Origin of the sequence: Nocardioides ungokensis, assembly GCF_013466985.1 — a bacterium.
Lineage (GTDB): Bacteria > Actinomycetota > Actinomycetes > Propionibacteriales > Nocardioidaceae > Nocardioides > Nocardioides ungokensis.
In genome coordinates, this window is the sequence record NZ_CP059164.1 from 3,357,686 (window position 1) to 3,376,367 (window position 18,682).

General features: G+C 72.2%; 19 protein-coding genes and 1 pseudogene. 10 read left to right on the forward strand and 10 right to left on the reverse strand.

Annotation, left to right across the window (positions count from 1 at the left end; all coding sequences use genetic code 11):
* Positions 1-251: 251 nt before the first annotated feature.
* The gene (locus H0S67_RS27520) at positions 252-1,271 is read left to right on the forward strand and encodes an ERAP1-like C-terminal domain-containing protein (RefSeq protein WP_343050509.1); all 1,020 of its coding nucleotides are present in this window, start codon (positions 252-254) and stop codon (positions 1,269-1,271) included.
* A 152-nt stretch (positions 1,272-1,423) separates the two neighbouring features.
* Here the strand turns inward: H0S67_RS27520 and H0S67_RS16545 are convergent, their stop codons facing one another.
* Both H0S67_RS16545 and H0S67_RS16550 read right to left on the reverse strand, forming a co-directional pair.
* Complete coding sequence (locus tag H0S67_RS16545; RefSeq protein ID WP_246354816.1) at positions 1,424-1,816, reverse strand: DUF5130 family protein; 393 nt, start codon at positions 1,814-1,816, stop codon at positions 1,424-1,426.
* Positions 1,794-2,147, reverse strand: coding sequence for a hypothetical protein (locus H0S67_RS16550; protein WP_180933922.1), 354 nt, complete (start codon positions 2,145-2,147; stop codon positions 1,794-1,796). Before H0S67_RS16550 ends, H0S67_RS16545 begins: the two co-directional genes overlap by 23 nt.
* Before the next feature lie 172 nt (positions 2,148-2,319).
* Here H0S67_RS16550 and H0S67_RS16555 point away from each other — a divergent pair, with 172 nt between their 5' ends.
* On the forward strand, positions 2,320-3,306 hold the full coding sequence (locus H0S67_RS16555) for a mechanosensitive ion channel family protein (protein WP_180933923.1): 987 nt from the start codon (positions 2,320-2,322) through the stop codon (positions 3,304-3,306).
* Positions 3,307-3,379: 73 nt separating this feature from the next.
* Here H0S67_RS16555 and H0S67_RS16560 read toward each other — a convergent pair whose 3' ends face one another.
* A complete protein-coding gene (locus H0S67_RS16560) occupies positions 3,380-3,805 on the reverse strand; it encodes an OsmC family peroxiredoxin (RefSeq protein WP_180933924.1) in 426 nt (141 codons plus the stop codon).
* 89 nt (positions 3,806-3,894) lie between these two features.
* Between H0S67_RS16560 and H0S67_RS16565 the strand changes: the two genes are divergently transcribed.
* From H0S67_RS16565 to H0S67_RS16580, 4 genes are all read left to right on the forward strand, one after another.
* The gene (locus tag H0S67_RS16565) at positions 3,895-4,269 is read left to right on the forward strand and encodes a globin (protein ID WP_180933925.1); all 375 of its coding nucleotides are present in this window, start codon (positions 3,895-3,897) and stop codon (positions 4,267-4,269) included.
* Between the two features lie 130 nt (positions 4,270-4,399).
* Positions 4,400-4,984, forward strand: a complete 585-nt coding sequence (locus H0S67_RS16570; protein ID WP_180933926.1) for a hypothetical protein — start codon at positions 4,400-4,402, stop codon at positions 4,982-4,984.
* A 97-nt stretch (positions 4,985-5,081) separates the two neighbouring features.
* Positions 5,082-5,765: a hypothetical protein gene (locus tag H0S67_RS16575; protein WP_180933927.1), complete on the forward strand. Its 684-nt coding sequence runs from the start codon at positions 5,082-5,084 to the stop codon at positions 5,763-5,765.
* Positions 5,762-6,358 (forward strand): RNA polymerase sigma factor, encoded by a 597-nt coding sequence (locus tag H0S67_RS16580; RefSeq protein ID WP_180933928.1) that lies wholly within the window; start codon positions 5,762-5,764, stop codon positions 6,356-6,358. The genes H0S67_RS16575 and H0S67_RS16580 overlap by 4 nt, the downstream gene beginning before the upstream one ends.
* Here the strand turns inward: H0S67_RS16580 and H0S67_RS16585 are convergent.
* On the reverse strand, positions 6,325-7,170 hold the full coding sequence (locus H0S67_RS16585; protein WP_219635310.1) for an acyl-CoA thioesterase: 846 nt from the start codon (positions 7,168-7,170) through the stop codon (positions 6,325-6,327). The genes H0S67_RS16580 and H0S67_RS16585 overlap by 34 nt on opposite strands.
* 68 nt (positions 7,171-7,238) lie before the next feature.
* Positions 7,239-7,421, reverse strand: a complete 183-nt coding sequence (locus H0S67_RS16590) for a hypothetical protein (protein WP_180933930.1) — start codon at positions 7,419-7,421, stop codon at positions 7,239-7,241.
* 143 nt (positions 7,422-7,564) lie between these two features.
* Here H0S67_RS16590 and H0S67_RS16595 point away from each other — a divergent pair, with 143 nt between their 5' ends.
* The 3 genes and pseudogenes from H0S67_RS16595 to H0S67_RS16605 all read left to right on the forward strand — a co-directional run bounded on the left by H0S67_RS16595 (position 7,565) and on the right by H0S67_RS16605 (position 10,020).
* Complete coding sequence (locus H0S67_RS16595) at positions 7,565-8,185, forward strand: TetR/AcrR family transcriptional regulator (protein ID WP_180933931.1); 621 nt, start codon at positions 7,565-7,567, stop codon at positions 8,183-8,185.
* Between the two features lie 76 nt (positions 8,186-8,261).
* Positions 8,262-9,480: pseudogene (locus H0S67_RS16600) on the forward strand (acetyl-CoA C-acetyltransferase).
* Between the two features lie 51 nt (positions 9,481-9,531).
* Entirely contained in the window at positions 9,532-10,020 is a 489-nt protein-coding gene (locus H0S67_RS16605) for a MarR family winged helix-turn-helix transcriptional regulator (RefSeq protein WP_180933932.1), read from the forward strand.
* Positions 10,021-10,198: 178 nt separating this feature from the next.
* Here H0S67_RS16605 and ettA read toward each other — a convergent pair whose 3' ends face one another.
* The 5 genes from ettA to H0S67_RS16630 all read right to left on the reverse strand — a co-directional run bounded on the left by ettA (position 10,199) and on the right by H0S67_RS16630 (position 17,164).
* A complete protein-coding gene (gene ettA / locus H0S67_RS16610; protein ID WP_180933933.1) occupies positions 10,199-11,881 on the reverse strand; it encodes an energy-dependent translational throttle protein EttA in 1,683 nt (560 codons plus the stop codon).
* An 84-nt stretch (positions 11,882-11,965) separates the two neighbouring features.
* Complete coding sequence (locus H0S67_RS16615; RefSeq protein WP_180933934.1) at positions 11,966-12,412, reverse strand: single-stranded DNA-binding protein; 447 nt, start codon at positions 12,410-12,412, stop codon at positions 11,966-11,968.
* A gap of 134 nt (positions 12,413-12,546) precedes the next feature.
* Complete coding sequence (locus H0S67_RS16620; RefSeq protein WP_180933935.1) at positions 12,547-14,211, reverse strand: GTPase; 1,665 nt, start codon at positions 14,209-14,211, stop codon at positions 12,547-12,549.
* Entirely contained in the window at positions 14,208-16,046 is a 1,839-nt protein-coding gene (locus H0S67_RS16625) for a dynamin family protein (RefSeq protein ID WP_246354817.1), read from the reverse strand. Before H0S67_RS16625 ends, H0S67_RS16620 begins: the two co-directional genes overlap by 4 nt.
* Entirely contained in the window at positions 16,043-17,164 is a 1,122-nt protein-coding gene (locus H0S67_RS16630; protein WP_180933936.1) for a PrsW family intramembrane metalloprotease, read from the reverse strand. The genes H0S67_RS16625 and H0S67_RS16630 overlap by 4 nt, the downstream gene beginning before the upstream one ends.
* Positions 17,165-17,213: 49 nt before the next feature.
* On the opposite strand from H0S67_RS16630, the gene H0S67_RS16635 reads away from it, so the two are divergent.
* The gene (locus H0S67_RS16635) at positions 17,214-18,662 is read left to right on the forward strand and encodes an aminopeptidase P family protein (protein WP_180933937.1); all 1,449 of its coding nucleotides are present in this window, start codon (positions 17,214-17,216) and stop codon (positions 18,660-18,662) included.
* Positions 18,663-18,682 lie beyond the last annotated feature (20 nt).

Sequence of the window (18,682 nt, forward strand, 5' to 3'; positions counted from 1 at the left end):
AGAAGGCCTCCGGCCGCGAGCTCCAGTCGTGGGCGCAGGAGTGGCTCCAGACCGCGGGCGTGAACACCCTCTCCCCCGAGTTCGAGCTCGACGCCGACGGCCGCTACACGTCGTTCGCCGTCCGCCAGACCGCGGCCGCGGACCAGCCCACGCTGCGTCGCCACCGGCTGGGCATCGGCCTCTACGACGCCGTGCCCAACGAGGACGGGGCCGTCCGCCTGGTGCGTCGTACCTCGCTCGAGACCGACGTCGTGGGCGAGCTGACCGACGTCGCTGCGCTGGTCGGGCAGAAGCAGCCCGACCTGCTGCTGCTCAACGAGGGCGACCTCGCCTACGCCAAGATCCGCCTCGACGAGCGGTCGCTGGCGACCGTGATCGGCGGCATCTCGACGCTCGACGACGCCCTGGCCCGGGCCCTGTGCTGGGGCGCGGCGTGGGACATGACCCGCGACGCCGAGATGAGCGCCAGCGACTTCGTGGCGCTGGTCCTCTCCGGCATCGGCACCGAGAGCGACGCGTTCGGCGTCAGCCGGATCCCCGGCTATGCCGCGCAGGCGGTCAACTCCTTCAGCGCGCCCGGCAACAAGGCTGCACTGCGCGAGACCTGGGAGCAGGGCCTGCGCAAGCTGCTGGAGAACGCCGAGCCGGGCAGCGACCACCAGCTGTCCTTCGCACGTGCCTTCGCCGGCGCGGCCCACAGCGAGGCGGCGCTCAACGACCTCGAGGCGCTGCTCGACGGCACCCTCGCCTTCGAGGGTCTGGCGATCGACACCGACCTGCGCTGGACACTGCTCAACGGGCTCGCCCGCAACGGCCGCGCCGACGCCGACCGGATCGCCGAGGAGCTCACCCGCGACAACACGATCTCCGGCCAGGAGCACGCCGCCGCCGCCCGGGCGCTGCGCCCGACCGCGGAGGCCAAGGCCGAGGCCTGGGAGATCGCGATGGTCCGCGACGACGTCGCGAACGAGACCCAGCGCAGCGTGGTGATGGCCTTCCAGGTGAACGGCCAGGACGAGGTGCTCGCGCCGTACGTCGAGCGGTACCTCGCCGCTGCCGACACCATGTGGGAGGAGAAGGGCACCCAGCGGGCCTCCACGGCCCTGGAGTTCATCTTCCCGCGGCCGCTGGCCAGCCAGGAGCTGCTCGACCGGGTCGACGCGTGGCTGGAGTCCTCGCCGGCGAACCCGGCAGCGAAGCGCTACGTGCGCGAGGGCCGGGCCGACGTCGCCCGCGCGCTGGCCGCGCAGGCGAAGGACGCGCAGGGCTGATCAGGTCCTGACCCCCCCGAGACGACGAGAAGGCCCCCGCCACACGGCGGGGGCCTTCTCGTTGCAGCCGCTGTGGGGATCGCCGAGTCGGCGCTCGTTGACTCCCCCGCTGCGCTCCGGCGTCAACCATCGCCGACTCGGCTCGTTCGGAGCTACTGCTCCGTGTGCAGGGTCTGCGGGGCGCGGGCGTGCTCGGCGAGCATCTCGATGCCGCGCTTGAGGCCGCCCACGAGGTCGCCCTCGGCGAAGCGGGTGCGCATCTCGAGGACCGCGAGCTCGACCTCGGCGTCGCTCAAGGTGCGGCGGACGTAGCCGCCCGTCACGATCTCGAGGGCACGCTGCGCGACGTCGACCATGACCAGGATGCTGCGCGAGGGGGCGACCAGCGAGTTGTGCAGCTGGGTCGCGAACGACCGGGCGTCTCCCTCGGCCGCGCCCACGAAGACCGAGAACTCGTAGCGGCACAGCTGCTCGGCCCGGCGGATCGCCTCGTCGATCGCGTAGCGGTCGGCCGGGCTGAAGTCACCAGCGGCCACTTGCGCCACCGGCCTTCGACTCCTCGTTGTCGGGGGCGGGAAGCTCGGCGGTGCCCTTGCGCGGCCCACCGAACCACTGGTCCTCGACCCCGGAGCCACCCGGCCTGCCGCGCTCGCCGCGGAGCATGGAGGGCAGGTAGACCGCGAGGGTGATGAGCAGGAAGAGCAGTGCCGGGATGCCGACGAAGATCAGCAGGCTGTGCAGCCCGGAGGGGTGGTAGGGCTGGGCCCAGCCCTCCGGGACGTCGGCGCTGGCGGGGCCCGCCACCGCCACGACGGCCGCGGAAGCAGCGAGAACGGCGGCGGTCCGACGGACGATGGTCGCGCGCATGGAGGTCACGACGTCAGGATATCGGCTCGCCTCGGGGACGCTCACCCACCTCCACGTCAACTGGGTCACATCGGCCTTCTGAGTTCGGAATCGACGCTCCGACGTGGTCATACTGGGGCGCATGTTTGGGCTAGACGCGTCAGGTCCGTGCACGTCTGGAGAACAGATCTGCCAGGCGACCATGGACATCACCGGCAACGAGACGGTCGCCAGGGCAGCCGACATCATCATCGGCAAGCCGCTGGCCATCCTCGGCCTGCTGCTGACGGGACTGGTGATCCGCTGGGTCCTCCACCGGCTCGTGGACCGTCTCGTGGCGCAGGCCGATCACGGCATGCTCCCGGTCAACCGGTTCTCGCGGGGCGGCCGAGGGGGCCAGACCTCCGCGCGTGACGCCGTCACGGCCACCCGTCGCGTCCAGCGGGCCAAGACGATGGGCGACCTGCTCAAGAGCATCGTCACCGGGATCCTGGTCGCGATCTTCGGCACGATGATGCTGAGCGAGCTCAACGTCAACATCGCCCCGATCATCGCGAGCGCGGGGATCATCGGCCTGGCGCTGGGCTTCGGCGCCCAGTCGCTGGTCAAGGACTTCCTCTCCGGCATCTTCATGATCTTCGAGGACCAGTACGGCGTCGGCGACGTCGTCGATGTCGGCGAGGCCAGCGGGACCATCGAGGCGGTCAGCCTCCGCGTCACACGCCTGCGCGACCTCAACGGCACCGTGTGGTACGTCCCCAACGGCGAGATCCTGCGCGTGGGAAACATGAGCCAGAACTGGTCGCGGGCCGTCGTCGACGTGAGCGTCGCCTACCGCGAGGACCTCGCCCGGGTGCAGCGCGTCCTGCGCGAGGTGGCCCACGACCTGTGGGAGGACGAGGACTACAAGGGCATCGTCATCGAGGAGCCCGAGGTCACCGGTGTCGAGATGCTCAACCCCGACTCGGTCTCCCTGCGGGTCCTGCTCAAGACCGCGCCGATGGAGCAGTGGGGCGTGGCCCGTGAGCTGCGTCAGCGGATCAAGGCCCGCTTCGACCACGAGGGCATCGAGATCCCGCTCCCCCAGCGGGTCATCTGGCACCGCGAGGAGAAGGCTGCAGAGGCGGAGGAGGCCGGCGTCGCACCGGCGACCGCGGTCGAGGCCGACGAGGCACGCACCGGCGCCTGACGAGCCACAGTCGCGAGACGGAGCAGGGCGGTGACCACCACGGTCACCGCCCTGCTGCGTCGTCGGGAGTGGATCAGGCCAGCGCGGCGTCCAGCGTGATCGTGGTGCCGGCGAGGGCCTGGCTCACCGGGCAGCCCACCTTGGCGGCCTCGGCGGCCTTGACGAAGTCGTCGTTGCTCATGCCCTCGACGACGCCGCGCACGGTCAGCTTGATGCCGGTGATGCCGGTGCCCGGGGTGAACTCGACCTCGGCGCTCGTCTCCAGCGAGGTGGGCGCGGTGCCGGCCTGGGCCAGGCCGTTGGACAGCGCCATCGAGAAGCAGGAGGAGTGGGCGGCCGCGATCAGCTCCTCCGGACTGGTCTTGCCGTTGGCCTCCTCCGCGCGGCTGGGCCACGAGACGTCGTAGGTCCCGATGCCCGAGGACTCCAGGGTGACCTTGCCGGCACCCTCGAAGAGGCTGCCCTCCCAGTTCGTCGTGGCCTTGCGGGTGGTTGCCATGTCTTCCTCACTTCGACTCGACTGCGGAACGGGGTCGAGTCTTCCACGCCGGTGTGAGGGTGGCCGTGGCCGCTCGGCACAATGGGCCCGTGACCACCTTCTACGACGAGATCGGCGGCTTCGAGACCTTCCGGAGGATCGTCGCGAAGTTCTACGAGGGCGTCGCGGAGGACGAGGTACTGCGGCCCCTCTACCCCGAGGAGGACCTCGGTCCGGCCGAGGAGCGCTTCCTGCTGTTCCTGGTGCAGTACTGGGGCGGCCCCACGACGTACTCCGACACCCGGGGACACCCGCGCCTGCGGATGCGCCACGCGCCGTTCGCGGTGACGCCGGACGCCAAGGACCACTGGCTGCGACACTTCCGGGCCGGCCTGGACTCCGTCGAGCTGACGCCTGAGCAGGACACCCGGTTCTGGGAGTACGTCACCCACGCGGCGCAGTTCATGGTCAACACGTTCGAGTGACCCCGGGCGCCGGAGCGAGAAATCCGAGAAACTTCCGGATCGGTGTAACACCAGCAGCTGATCGCGACAGGTAACGGATGACCACGGCGCGGGAGCTTCCCGCGCCAGGCGACGACAAGGAGTCATCCACATGCGCAGGACCACCGCAGCTCGGGCCATCGCGGCCGGCGCAGCCATCGCCGCCCTCACCTCCGTGGGCGCGGCGTACGCCACCGGGGGCACCTCGGGTGACGAGGGCACGCCGACCCCCGTCGTGAACAAGAACGGGCACGAGGTCGACGAGCACGCCGCAGCAGGGCAGGCCAGGGCGGCCGAGGCGCGCGCCCGGCACCAGGCCTCGACGGACGAGCCCTCGGACGACGCGACCGAGACGACCGACCCGGGTGACGACGAGACGACGGCCCCCTCGGGCGACGAGGCCTCCACCGACGACAGCACGCCGGCCGACGACAGCCAGGCAGCTGACGACCAGGGCGACGACAGCACCGCGCCGGCGCCGACCCCGGAGGCGGACGACCAGGGCGAGGACGCCGACGACCAGGGCGAGGTCGCCGACGGCCAGGGCGACCACGCCACCCCGGACGAGCACGCCGGCGACCACCCGGACGACCAGGCAACGACCCACGCGGGCACCCACGGCGACCAGGGCGACGACCAGGGCGACGACGAGGGTGATGACCAGGGTGACGACGGCGACTCGGGCAGCGACGGCTGACCCAGGGCCCCACGAACGACGTCCCGGCGGTAGCATCCCCCCGCGCTACCGCCGGGGCGTTGCCCCATCTCGCGAGGCCTGCCATGACTGACCGCCCATGACCGACCACACTGCCGGATCGACCGATCTGCGTGTCGACGTCCCGACGCTCGAGCCCGACGACGCCTTCGTCGCCCGGCTGGCCGACCTCGCGGCACGATCGGCCCCGGCCGGTCCGGCCACCGCCGCAAGAGCCGCTGCCCGAGGCGGGTGGCGCATCGCCGTCGCTGCCGCCAGCGTCGCCGGCGTGCTCGGTGGCGGCGCGTGGCTCGCCGCCGCGGTGACGGGATCGGACGACCCTGCTCCCCCGGCTCCGCCGGCAACCAACCCGCACCGGGGCGACGGGCGCGACGCCTCCACGCCCAGCAGGGACGCCACCCCGGACTCCCGCGGCGCGGTGCGGTCCGGCTCCGGTGCCTCCGCCCGGCCCGACGAGAGCGGCTCCGCCGGCGACGTCGTTCCCGGCGACCAGCCCGGCGTCCCCACGGCCACGTCACCGGGCAGCACCGAGGGCAGCCACCCCGCGTCGTCACCCCACTCCGGTCAGCCCGACACCCCCGACAACGGCAGCGACACCGACGGCGAATCGGCAGACCCCGGCCCCGAGGACGACGGAGCCGGCTCCCACCACGTCGGGCACGAGGGCGACCACGCGGGCGATCACCAGGGCGACGACCAGAGCGACGACCAGGGCGACCCGGACCGGCCCGGACCCTCCGACGACCTGCCGGCGGGTGGATGAACGACGACGAGCTGGTCGCACGCGCCAAGACCGGTGACACGCACGCCTGGCGGGAGCTCTACCGGGCGCACGCGGGGCGGCTCGTCGTCTGGCTGGGCACCCGCCCCAGCGCCGACGCGGCGATCTCCGCCGAGGACCTCGCCGCCGAGGCGTGGTTGACCGCTGCGCAGAAGATCCACGACTTCTCCGGCACCTCCTCGGAGTTCGCCGGCTGGATCTTCGGCATCGCACGGAACCTGGCCGCCAACTCGCGGCGCCGCAGCCTGCGGCGTGTGACCCAGCCGAGCGCCGACCTGCCCGAGGGAGAGCACGCGGACGGCCCCGAGCCCGCCCTGGTCGCGCGCGACTGGGTGGCCCACGCGTTGCGCGGCCTGCCCCCTCGCGAGCGCGACGTGGTGGCCTGCATCGACGTGGTGGGCCTCGACGTCGAGAGCACCTCCCGGGCGCTCGGGATCAGCCCGGTGGCCGTCCGGGTCGCCCGGCACCGCGGACTGCGGCGCCTGCGCGAGGCCCAGGGGAAGGAACAGGGGCAGGAATCGGGTCGGGGCCCGAGCCAGGGTCAGCCGAGCACCGCCAGCAGCCGCTCGCGGTAGACGTCCGGAGGCGGCGTCGAGCGCTGCGTCTCGCGGTCGAAGAACACGATCGAGACGCGTGCCTGGGACAGGACCGTGTCGCCGTCGCAGATCACCGACTCGATCGTCGCCGACCGGGTGCCGACCCGCGAGATCCAGGACCAGGCGTCGTACGGCTCGGGACGGAACAGGATCGGCACCTTGTAGTCCACGTCGGTCTGGGCGACGACGATGCTCACCGGCGGGGTCCCTGCGGGCAGGTCGCGCCACAGGCGAGCGGTGAGCAGGATGCGGGCCTCCTGCAGGTACTCGAAGTACTTCACGTTGTTGACGTGGCCGTAGACGTCCACGTCGGAGAAGCGCACGTGCACCGGGTAGTGGCCGACGTCGTCGCGACGGGTCGGCGCGAGGGGCACGCGCGGCGCCCTGTCCCAGGGCTCGAGGAAGTTCTGCAGCGTTGCGCGCTCGACGTCGTTGAGGCGGCGGGGGCGCTCGGTGGCGAAGACGTACGGCGTCAGCAGCGTCGTCGCCCGCAGGTAGACCCGGCGCCCGCCCTCGTCCTCGGGGGCGTCCTGGAAGATCTCGTAGGCCATCGTGAACGAGGCGACCCGGACCTCGGTGACCCAGCACTCGATCTTCACCGGCCGGAACTGGAAGGTCAGCGGCGCCAGGTAGGTGACCTCGTGGCGCACCACGACGACCCCCTCGGCCAGCTCACCCGTCACGGCGGCGGGGCCGTGGGTGCGCAACATGTCGACCCGGGCCTCCTGGAGGTAGTCGACGTAGACGACGTTGTTGACGTGACCCAGGAGGTCCATGTCGGCCCATCGCATCGGACACTCGTAGACGTGGCGCACGGGCTCGATGCTGCCAGACCCCGCGCGGGGCCCGGCGCGGCGGATCAGTGGCTGAGCGAGAGCCCGCGGTAGTAGGTGCGCACGGACTGGCGCGAGGCGAGGCGGGTGCGGCGGCTGCTCACGACGAGGTCGACCACGGCTGCGACGGCCAGGAGGCCGGCGATCGCCGCAAGGACGAAGAAGGCGATGACGACGGGGATGATCGGGGTCAGATCCACGGAGGCCATGATGATGTCCTTTCTACGGTTGTAGAATCTCTACGTATGTAGAAGGTACGCCGGGTCGTCGTTGTTCCCCAACCCCGCGGGTAGTGTGCCCAGTCACAGTCCCCCGACCGCTGCGACTCGACCCGCCTGGAAGGAAGGCTCCGATGCCCGTCGACACCGCCTCGCCCGGCACCGGGCTCACCCCCCGCCGCCGCGAGCTCCTGCAGGCGGCGCTCCACGTGGTCGCGGACGAAGGTCTTCGGGGCCTGACGCACCGGGCCGTGGACCGGCGGGCCGGACTGGCCGAGGGCAGCTGCTCGGCGTACTTCCGGACCCGGCGCGCCCTCCAGATCGCGCTGACCGAGTACGTCGTCGCCACCCTGGCCGCCGACGTGACCGCGCTCGCCGAGGAGCTGCGCGGCTGCTCCGGCGACAGCGACCGCGCGGTCGAGCTGACGACGGGGTTGTTCGCCCGCTGGCTCGACGAGCGCGAGCTGCTGCGGGCCAAGCTGGAGCTCTCGCTGGAGGGCCCGCGTGACGCCGAGCTGGCGGCCCTCCTCGCCGCCTCCCGCGCCCAGCTGGTCGGCGTCGTCGCGGGGATCATGAACGCCACCGACCGGGCGCACGGAGATGCGCGGGCCGAGACGCTGTGCGCGTCGTTCGACGGCATCCTGCTCGCCGGACTGGCCAAGCCCGACGCCGAGCGTCGCGGGGTTCCTGGCCCGCTCCCTGGGCCTGCTGATGGGCAGCCTCGCGGGACCGGCCGGCGCCTGAGCGGGACGTGACGAAGGCCTCGTCCGGCGACCGCGGGCAACGTCTAGGGTGACGAGCGCAGCAGACCCCTTCCCGAACGGAGTTCCCATGCCCGAGGCAGTCATCGTTTCCGCCGCCCGCACCCCCATCGGACGCGCGAACAAGGGGTCCCTCAAGGACTTCCGACCCGACGACCTCGCCGCCCTGATCGTCAGGACCGCCCTCGAGAAGGTGCCGGGCCTCGACCCGAACACCGTCGACGACCTCTACCTCGGCTGCGGCCTCCCCGGCGGTGAGTCCGGCAACAACATGGGCCGCATCGTCAACGTCCTCAACGACATGGACGCCGTGCCCGGTGCCACCGTCACCCGCTACTGCGCCTCCTCGGTGCAGACGACCCGGATGGCCTTCCACGCGATCAAGGCCGGCGAGGGCGACATCTTCGTCTCCGCGGGCGTCGAGACGGTCTCCCGGTTCGCCAAGGGCACCTCCGACCACTGGCCCGACACCCAGAACCCCCTCTTCGCCGACGCCAAGGCACGGACCGCGAAGACCGCCGAGGGCGGCGAGAACTGGCACGATCCCCGGGAGGACGGCACGCTCCCCGACGCCTACATCGCGATGGGCCAGACCGCCGAGAACGTCGCCCGGCTGCGCGGCCTGAAGCGCGAGGAGCTCGACGAGTTCGGCGTCCGGTCGCAGAATCTCGCCGAGAAGGCGATCAACGACGGCTTCTGGGCGCGCGAGATCACCCCGGTGACGACTCCCGACGGCACCGTGGTCAGCGCCGACGACGGGCCGCGCGCCGGGGTGACCTACGAGGCCATCTCCCAGCTCCAGCCAGTGTTCCGCCCCGACGGCGTCGTGACCGCCGGCAACTGCTGCGCCCTCAACGACGGTGCCGCCGCCGTCGTCATCATGTCCGACACCAAGGCGGCCGAGCTCGGCCTGACCCCCGCTGGCGCGGATCGTGTCGACCGGCGTCAGCGGCCTCTCCCCCGAGATCATGGGCCTCGGCCCGGTCGAGGCGACCAAGCGCGCCCTGGCCCATGCCGGGATGTCGATCGGCGACATCGACCTGGTGGAGATCAACGAGGCGTTCGCGGCGCAGGTCGTGCCGTCCTACCAGGACCTCGGCATCGACATCGAACGCCTCAACGTCAACGGCGGCGCGATCGCCGTCGGACACCCCTTCGGCATGACCGGCGCCCGGCTCCAGAACACGATGCTCAACTCGCTGAACTGGCACGACAAGACGACCGGACTGATCACCATGTGCGTGGGCGGCGGCCAGGGCATGGCGCTGATCCTCGAGCGCCTCGGCTGAGTCGGCCACGCCCGGCCCGACGAGCGCCCCGCTGTCGTTAGGGTGGTGCCCATGACCGAGACGTCCACCGCGCGCTGGCTCGATGCCGACCAGCAGCGCACCTGGCGTGCCCTGGTCATGGGCACCACCCTGCTCTTCGACCGGCTCGACGACGACCTGCGTCGCTCGTTCGACATCTCCCTGGTGGAGTACGAGATCCTCGTCCGCCTCTCGGAGCGCGAGGGGCGGCAGCTGCGCATGGCCCAGCTCGCCGACGCCCTCTCCCACAGCCGCAGCCGGGTCACCCACACCGTCGCCCGGATGGAGCGCGCCGGACTGGTGGAGCGCTGCACCTCACCCGACGACGGGCGCGGGATCCTGGCGCGGATGACCGACGCGGGCTGGGACCTGCTGGTGCGGGTGGCGCCCGTCCACGTCAACGGTGTGCGGGACCACCTGGTCGACCTGGCCTCGGCCGAGGACTTCGCAGCGGTCGGCCGCGTGATGAACGCCGTCGCCGACCACCTGGTCGCCGCCAGGCCGGAGATCGAGATTCGCTGATCGGAGCGGCGGAGCCGATCCGCTCGATGGTGGTGGTCGAGCAGCGACCGCGACCGAGGCACGAGGTCGCGACGGAGCGTGTCGAGACCCGGTGAGACGAACGAGGGCGGCGACCACGGGGGTCGCCGCCCTGCGTTCAGGCGTGGTGGTCTCGAGGCTCAGCCACCCGGTCAGCTCATCAGTCCCGCGTCAGGCGGCGGTGAGTGACGCGGTGCGGACGCGCCGCCTCGACACCGAGCCGCTCGATCTTGTTCTCCTCGTACGACGCGAAGTTGCCCTCGAACCAGAACCACTTGGCGTCGTCCTCCTCGTCGCCCTCCCACGCGAGGATGTGGGTGGCGACACGGTCCAGGAACCACCGGTCGTGCGAGGTGACGACGGCGCAGCCCGGGAACTCCAGCAGCGCGTCCTCCAGCGACGACAGCGTCTCGACGTCCAGGTCGTTGGTGGGCTCGTCGAGCAGCAGCATGTTGCCGCCCATCTTGAGCGTGAGCGCGAGGTTCAGCCGGTTGCGCTCACCACCGGAGAGCACGCCCGCCTTCTTCTGCTGGTCGGGCCCCTTGAAGCCGAACGACGCGACGTAGGCGCGCGAGTTCATCTCGAAGTTGGCGACCTTGATGAAGTCCAGGCCGTCGGAGACGACCTCCCAGACGTTCTTGTTGGGGTCGATGCCGCCGCGGCTCTGGTCGACGTAGGAGATCTTGACCGTCGTGCCGACCTTGAGCTCGCCGCCGTCCGGCTGCTCCTGGCCGGTGATCATCCGGAACAGCGTGGTCTTGCCGACGCCGTTGGGGCCGATCACGCCGACGATGCCGGCGCGGGGCAGCGTGAACGTCAGGTCGTGCATGAGGGTGCGGTCGCCGAAGCCCTTGGCCAGACCGTGGGCCTCGAGCACGATGTCGCCCAGGCGCGGACCCGCGGGGATGTTGATCTCGGAGGTGTCGATCTTGCGCATCCGGTCGGCCTCGGCCGCCATCTCCTCGTAGCGAGCCAGACGGGACTTGCTCTTCGCCTGCCGGGCCTTGGGGTTGGATCGCACCCACTCGAGCTCGCGCTCGAGCATCTTCGCCCGCTTCGCGTCCTTCTGGCCCTCGATCTTGAGGCGGTCCTTCTTGGTCTCGAGGTAGGTCGAGTAGTTGCCCTCGTAGGGGTGGGCCTGGCCCCGGTCGAGCTCGAGGATCCACGAAGCCACGTTGTCGAGGAAGTACCGGTCGTGGGTGACGGCGAGGACGGCACCCGGGTAGGACGCGAGGTGTCCCTCGAGCCACTGCACGGACTCGGCGTCGAGGTGGTTGGTGGGCTCGTCGAGGAGCAGCAGGTCCGGCTGCTGGAGCAGCAGCTTGCACAGCGCCACGCGACGACGCTCTCCACCGGAGAGGTTGTCGACGAGCACGTCCGGCGGCGGGCAGCGCAGCGCGTCCATGGCCTGGTCGAGGCGGCTGTCGAGGTCCCAGGCGTTGGCGTGGTCGAGATCGGTCTGCAGGTCGCCCATCTCGGCCAGGAGCTTGTCGTAGTCGGCGTCCGGGTCGGCCAGCTCCTCGGAGATCTGGTTGAACCGGTCGAGCTTGCCCTTGATCTCGCCGACGGCCTCCTCGACGTTCTCGAGCACCGTCCGGCCCTCCGACAGCGGGGGCTCCTGCTGGAGCATCCCGACGGTGGCCTCGGGGTCGAGGATCGCGTCGCCGTTGTTGGCGTGGTCGAGGCCCGCCATGATCTTGAGCAGCGAGGACTTGCCGGTGCCGTTGGGGCCCACGACGCCGATCTTCGCGCCGTGCAGGAAGGACAGGGTCACGTTGTCGAGAACGACCTTGTCGCCGTGGGCCTTGCGCACGTTACGCAGGGTGAAGACATATTCCGCCATGGTCGATGAGCCTACGTGGCCCGGCGCCTCGTGGCCGATGTGGGGTGGCGGCGCCCGACCGGCGCCGTCGCCCCCCGCCCACCCCTATGCGGCCGCCTCCTGCGCGGCCTCCTCGAGCCCGCCCTCCGGGCCGGCTGCGTCACTGCCGACCCCGGTCGCGCGCTGGCCGGCACCGGGCGTCCGCGTGAACTGCGAGACCCCCCGGGCCAGGTCGTGGCCGACGAGGATCGCCTCCACCTCGAAGGAGGTCACCTCGATGTTGGCGCTGTTGGTCCAGGTCTGCGCGTTGAGCCGGCCGTGCACCACGACCGGGTCGCCCCGGCGCAGCGACCGCTCGCAGTTGGCCCCGAGCCCGCGCCAGGCCTTGACGGAGTACCACTGGGTCTCGGCGTCCACCCACTCGTCGGTCTTCTTCTGGTAGCGGCGCGGCGTGCAGGCCACGCGGAAGCTCGCCACGGTCGCGTCCCCCGCCTGGCGCACGGTCACGTCGCTGCCGAGCCACCCCTGGAGGGTCACCATCGTCTCGTTCATCGCTGTCTCCTTCGTCTCGAGGGCCGATCGGTGTGATCGGGACGAGACTCCGCGAGAGCACGGACAGCCGGACGACGTCGCCGGTGGGGCTGTGGAACAGCGGGCAGGAGCGCCTGCCTGTGGACGGATGGTGGCTACTTCAGCGCCTTGGCCAACCCGGTCCGCACGGCGGTGTAGGCGAGCAGCTCCGCCTCGACGGGGTCGACCACGAGCTCCTGCGCCACGGACCGGACCGCCTCGCGCAGGCGCTGGTCGGCCACCCGGGCCCGCCGTCGCGCGGTCGCGCCCACCAGGAAGCGACAGACGACCGCGAGCAGCACCCCGAGGAGCACCCCGCCCACGAGCAGCAGCGTCGGGACCGGGACCCCGCCGGCGTTCGGGGTCGAGGGCTCCGGGAGCTGGAGGAACCCGGCGCCGGCGAGCGCGAGCAGCCACAGGCCACCCACGAGTGCGGCGGCCAGCAGCAGCCACTGGAGCGCGCGCACGACACCGGCCCACACAGGAGTCCGGGCGGCCCCGAGGTCGGTGTCGGCCAGCGCGCGGTCGAGCCGGTCGCCCAGCTCGGGCAGGCGGGCGACCGAGGCCCGGCGTACGGCGTCGACCCAGGGCCGCGCCAGCCCGGTGGAGACCTCGTCGGCCAGGGCACGGACCTCGGTGTCGACCCGGGCGCGCTGGACCTGGGTGGCGGCCGGGACCGAGGTCCGTGCGCGGCCGGTGAGCTGGCGGCCCTCGGTGCCGAGGTCGAGGTGCAGCCGCTTGAGCGGGTCGGGCTTGAGCCGGGAGAACCACGCGGTCACCGGCCAACCGGTCGCGCGGCCCGCACGGAGCCGGGTCGAGCGCTCGACCGCCTCGACCACGGTCGGGACGCCGGCTGCCTCCGCCAGCGCCTCGTCCAGCGCGACGACGCGCTCGTCGGGGAGGGCGCGGGTCTTCCCCTGGCCGTTGGCCTCGTCCAGGCGGGAGGCGGCGGCTCGGACGTCGGCCTCGAGCCGGGCCCGGGTCATCTTCTTGGCCGAGACGCGACGGGCGATCTCGGACCGCAGCTCGGGGATGCCCTGCCCGTGGCGGGCGCTGACGGCGATCACGGGCACGTCCGGCAGACCGTCCTGGTCCAGCAGCCGGCGTACGTCGTCGACCATCGACTGGCGGCGCGCCTCGGGCACGGTGTCGATGTGGTTGAGGACGACCACCATGACCCCCTGGTGGCTGGCCAGGGGCGCGAGGTAGCGGTCGTGGATCGCGGCGTCGGCGTACTTCTGGGGGTCGAGGACCCACACCAGCAGGTCGGCCAGCTGGACGAGCCGGTCGACCTCGAGGTGGTGGGAGACCTCCGTGGAGTCGTGGTCGGGCAGGTCGAGGAGGACGACGCCGTCGAGCTCGTGCTCCTGCTTGCCGCGGCGACCGCTGTCGAGCATCGAGTCGCGGGTGGTCTGGTGCCGCGACGGGATGCCGAGCCACTCGAGCAGCTCGTCGGCGCCGTCGCGTCCCCACACGCAGGCCGACGCCCACGAGGTCGTGGGACGTCGGACCCCGACCGCCGACAGCTCGAGTCCGGTCAGCGCGTTGAACGTCGAGGACTTGCCGGAGCCGGTCGCGCCCGCGATCGCGACCACCGTGTGGTCGGCGGACAGGCGGAGTCGTCCCGAGGCCCGGTCGACCACGGCGCGGGCGTCGTCGACCAGCCCGTCGTCGAGGCGTCCACGAGCGGCGTCGGTGGCGGCGTCGAGGCCCTCGATCCGGGCGCCGATGTCGGAGCCGCGGGTGACGAGCTTCTTGGCCCCCTCCAGCAAGGACGTCATCTTCTCCCTCGACGGCGGATCGGCGGTGCTGGGGCAACCCTAGGGGGTCGCGGGCTCACGATGCGGGACCGGCCTCCCGTTGGGACTGGGCGAACCGCAGGTCGTCGACGCGCCGTGCCGCGGACCGCAGCTGGTCGGGCGCGTCGGGGCGATGCCCAGGCTGTCGAGGAGGTCGGTGTAACGGGCCCGCTCGGCGTCGAGCAGGCCGCGCACCGCTCCTCGAGGCTGCGCCGGGACCGCTCGGCCAGGCTGCGCACCGCCTGGTCGCCGAAGACGGCCTCCAGGAGCTTCTGGCCGAGCACTGCGGAGCCGCCCGCGATCCCCGCCTCGGCCCCCGTGAGGCCGGCGGTGTGTGCGAAGACCACGACCATCAGCGCGACCGACAGCCCGTTGACGCCGTAGGCGAGGAACCGTGCGGTGCTGCGCTTCTCGGCGCCCTCGGTCCGCACCATCTCCAGGACGTCGGCCTGCCAGTCGCGCACCGAGCGCTCGGCCCGGCGTCGCAGGTCGCGGGAGGCGCGGCCGAGGTCCTCACCGGCATCGGCGAGCAGCGCCTTGCCGGACTCCAGGGAGTGCCACGACCCGGCGGCCCTCTCGGCGGCCGCCTCGGCGTGCTCCAGGATCAGCGTCTCGAGACCCGACTCGACCGCGACGGTGACCCGGTCGGCCTGCTGGGGCTTGCCCTTGACCGCGTTCACCATCCGGTCGCGAAGCCACCCCACGCGGTTCTCCAGCGACTTCAGCAGCTCGCCGGTGCCCACGAACTCCTGCCAGCGGGCGAGCACCTCGCCGCGCAGCAGGGTGCCGTCGGCCGAGGCCTTCGTCACCGCCTCCACGGCCTGGTCGTAAGCCGCGTCCGCGTCCTCACGCAGCCGGCGCACCGTTGCGACCTGCTCGGCCGTGGCGTCGGCGACGCCGTGGCTGCGGCGGCCCAGGGTGCGGATCGCGCCGTCCAGCGTCTGCTTGACCACGGCCGCCCGGGCGTCGGAGTTCTCGGCCAGCGACTCCAGCCAGCCCCGGATGTCCGCGACCGCGCCGGCGTCGAGCAGGCCGTCCTCGGAGACCGGGGCCTCGTTGACGGTGAACAGCGGGGAGTCCTTGAGCCCGCGGCTGGCGAGCATCCGGGCCAGGTGGGTGGCGACCGTCTGGACCGCGTCCTGCGGGGTCCGGTCGAGCACGATGGCGACGGCTGTCGAGCGCTCGGCGGCCTGGCGCAGGAAGTCCCACGGCACCTGGTCGGCGTACCTCGCGGCGGAGGTGACGAAGAGCCACAGGTCGGCGGCCGCGAGCAGGTGCGCGGCGAGGGTGCGGTTGCGCTCCTCGACCGAGTCGATGTCGGGGGCGTCGAGGATCGCCAGCCCCGGGGGCACCGACTCGGAGGCGACCAGCTGCAGCGCCTCCGGGTCGTTCGTGGCCCGGGTGACGCGCTCGAGATCGGGCAGCAGCCGGTCCTGCCCGAACCAGGTGGCGTCGTCGGGGTGGTGCACCAGGACCGGCGAGCGGGTGGTGGGCCGCAGCACGCCGGGCTCGGTGACCCGCCGACCGACGAGCGAGTTGACCAGCGTCGACTTGCCGGCACCCGTCGAGCCGCCGACCACGGCCAGCAGCGGTGCGTCGATGGTCATCAGCCTCGGCAGCACGTAGTCCTCGAGCTGGTCGACCATCTCCTGCCGGGCGGCGCGCTGCTCCGCCACGCCCGGGATCTCCAGCGGGAGCCGGGCAGCCTGCAACGCCCCACGCAGGCGCACCAGCGTCGTGACCATCTGGGTGTTGGCGGACGACGGCTGGGACGAGGTCGGCTCGGAGAGCGACTCGGGGGTCGGCTGCGGGGTCATCGGGTGGGTACCACCTGTCCGGGGAAGCTGATCGAGGGGCGGACGGCGCCGATGCGGGCGACGTACTCCTGGCCGCGTGCGGCGAAGTCGGGGGGCGGGGTCCCGCGCAGGAAGCGGTGGTGGAGGTAGCCGAGCTCGATCGCCGCCTGCTGGTAGTCGCGCATCGCGCGCTCGCCGTCGCGACCCCCGATCTCGCGGGCGTAGGCGCGGCTGCGGCGGCGGGCGCCGAGGTCCACGACCCAACCGATGTCGGTCGCCGGGATCAGGCCTCGTTGGGCAGCGTCGCTGAGGGCGGAGGCGAGCATCCGCCGCTCGGAGCGACGTGCCCAGATCGCGAGGCACACGATCGCCACGAGCGCAGGCGTCATCATCAGCAGGTAGACGCCGACGAAGCCCTGCACGCCGTAGACCGTCGAGCTGTTCCAGGTGGCGTGGGCGACCACCGCGCAGACGTAGCCCAGCAGCGGGGCGAGGAAGCGGACGCCGCGGCTGCGGGCACCCACGGCGATGCCGACGCCGATGCCGGTGAAGGTGGTGAAGAGCGGGTGCGCGAAGGGGCTGAAGAGGCAGCGCAGCACGAACGTCCCGGTCAGCGCCTCCGAGCCTCCCGGCCCCATCCCGTCGGTGCCGTTGTAGGCCGCCGCGAGGTAGAGGATGTTCTCGGTGAAGGCGAAGCCGACGCCGACCATCCCGGCGTACACGATGCCGTCGAGGATCCCGTCCAGCTCGGCACGTCGCCACCACAGCAGCAGGAGGAGGAACAGGCCCTTGCAGGCCTCCTCGCTGATGGGCGCCACGAGCTCGAGGCTCTGCCGGTCGTTGAAGCCGACCACGAAGCCGCCGATGCCCTGGATCAGCAGCGCGGCCGCGGTGGCGACGAAGCCACCCCACAGCAGGCCGAGCGCGAGCAGGCGCTTGGGCTCGGGCTCGTAGCGGTCCAGCCACAGGTAGCACGCCACGAGCGGACCCACCGGCAGCGCGGCCAGGACGGTCGCCAGCAGCAGCGAGCCGGGCCCGCCCGAGAGCGCGATCACGAGCAGCATCAGCGCCGCGCCGAGGCACACCAGCACGGTCACCACGACCGTGAAGGCGAGGCTGTCTCGACGGGGGCCTGGCATGGGCGGCAGCCTATCCGGACTCGCGTCCGGGGCCCGCGTCCGGCGTACCATGACGGGCGTGAGCGACCAGACCCAGCCGGAAGCAGCCGCGACGACCCCGGCAACCGCACCGAAGACCGAGTCCCACGACCCCAAGGTCCCCGACGCGTGGGCGCAGTTCATGCGCACCGGGTGGGGTGACCGCGAGCTGGACCTTCCGCGTCACCCGATCGCCGACCACGCCGCGCGCCGGCGGGCCCGGCTGGCCGAGGCGTTCCCGGGCGAGCGGCTGGTGCTCCCGGCGGGCACCTACAAGGTCCGCTCCAACGACACGGACTACCGGTTCCGCGCCGACACGGCGCACACCTACTTCTCCGGCAACCAGACCAGCGACGCCGTCCTGGTGATCGAGGACGGCGAGGCGACGCTCTACGCGCGTCCGCGCTCCTCCCGCGACACCGACGAGTTCTTCCGGGACCGGCAGTACGGCGAGCTGTGGGTCGGCCGCCGCCCGTCGGCCCACGAGATCTCCACGTCGCTCGGCCTGCCCGTGCGGCACGTGGACGAGCTTCCCGCCGCCCTGGCCGGGTCCGGCAAGACCCGCGTGCACCGGGGCGTCTCGGCGCTGGTCGACGGCCTCGTGGCCCCGGACGCGACCCACGACGAGGACTTCGCGCGCGTCGTCTCCGAGATGCGGCTGATCAAGGACGACTGGGAGGTCGGCGAGCTCCAGGAGGCCTGCGACATCACCGCGCTCGGCTTCCAGGACTCGGTGCGCGAGTGGGCCGAGGCGCTGAAGTACGGCGAGCGCTGGATCGAGGGCACCTTCTTCCGCCGGGCCCGTGCGATGGGCAACGACATCGGCTACGACTCGATCGTCGGCGGCGGCAAGCACGCCACCACGCTGCACTGGATCGAGAACTCCGGCCCGATCACGCCCGGCGACCTGGTCCTGCTCGACATGGGCGTGGAGGGCCGCAACCTCTACACCGCCGACGTCACCCGCACGCTGCCGGTCGACGGTCGCTTCACCGACCTCCAGCGCGAGCTCTACGACCTCGTGCACACCGCCCAGGAGGCCGGCATCCAGGCGGTGCGGCCCGGGGTCCCGTTCCTCGCCGCGCACGACGCCGCGATGAGCGTCCTGGCGCACGGCCTCGAGGGGATGGGCCTGCTCCCGGTCTCCGCGGAGGAGGCGCTGGACCCGGACAGCAAGGTCTACGCCCGCTGGACGCTGCACGGCACCAGCCACATGCTCGGACTGGACGTCCACGACTGCGGCAACGCCGCCGCCGACGTGTACCCGAAGGGCGACCTGGCCGAGGGCATGGTGCTCACGGTCGAGCCGGGCCTGTACTTCCAGGAGGACGACCTGCTCGTCCCCGAGGAGCTGCGCGGGATCGGGATCCGGATCGAGGACGACATCCTCGTGACCGGCGACGGCTTCCGGAACCTCTCCGACTCGCTCCCCCGCACCTCGGCCGACGTCGAGGCGTGGATGGGCAGCCACCTGGGCTGAGCCCGACGACCGTCCCGGGC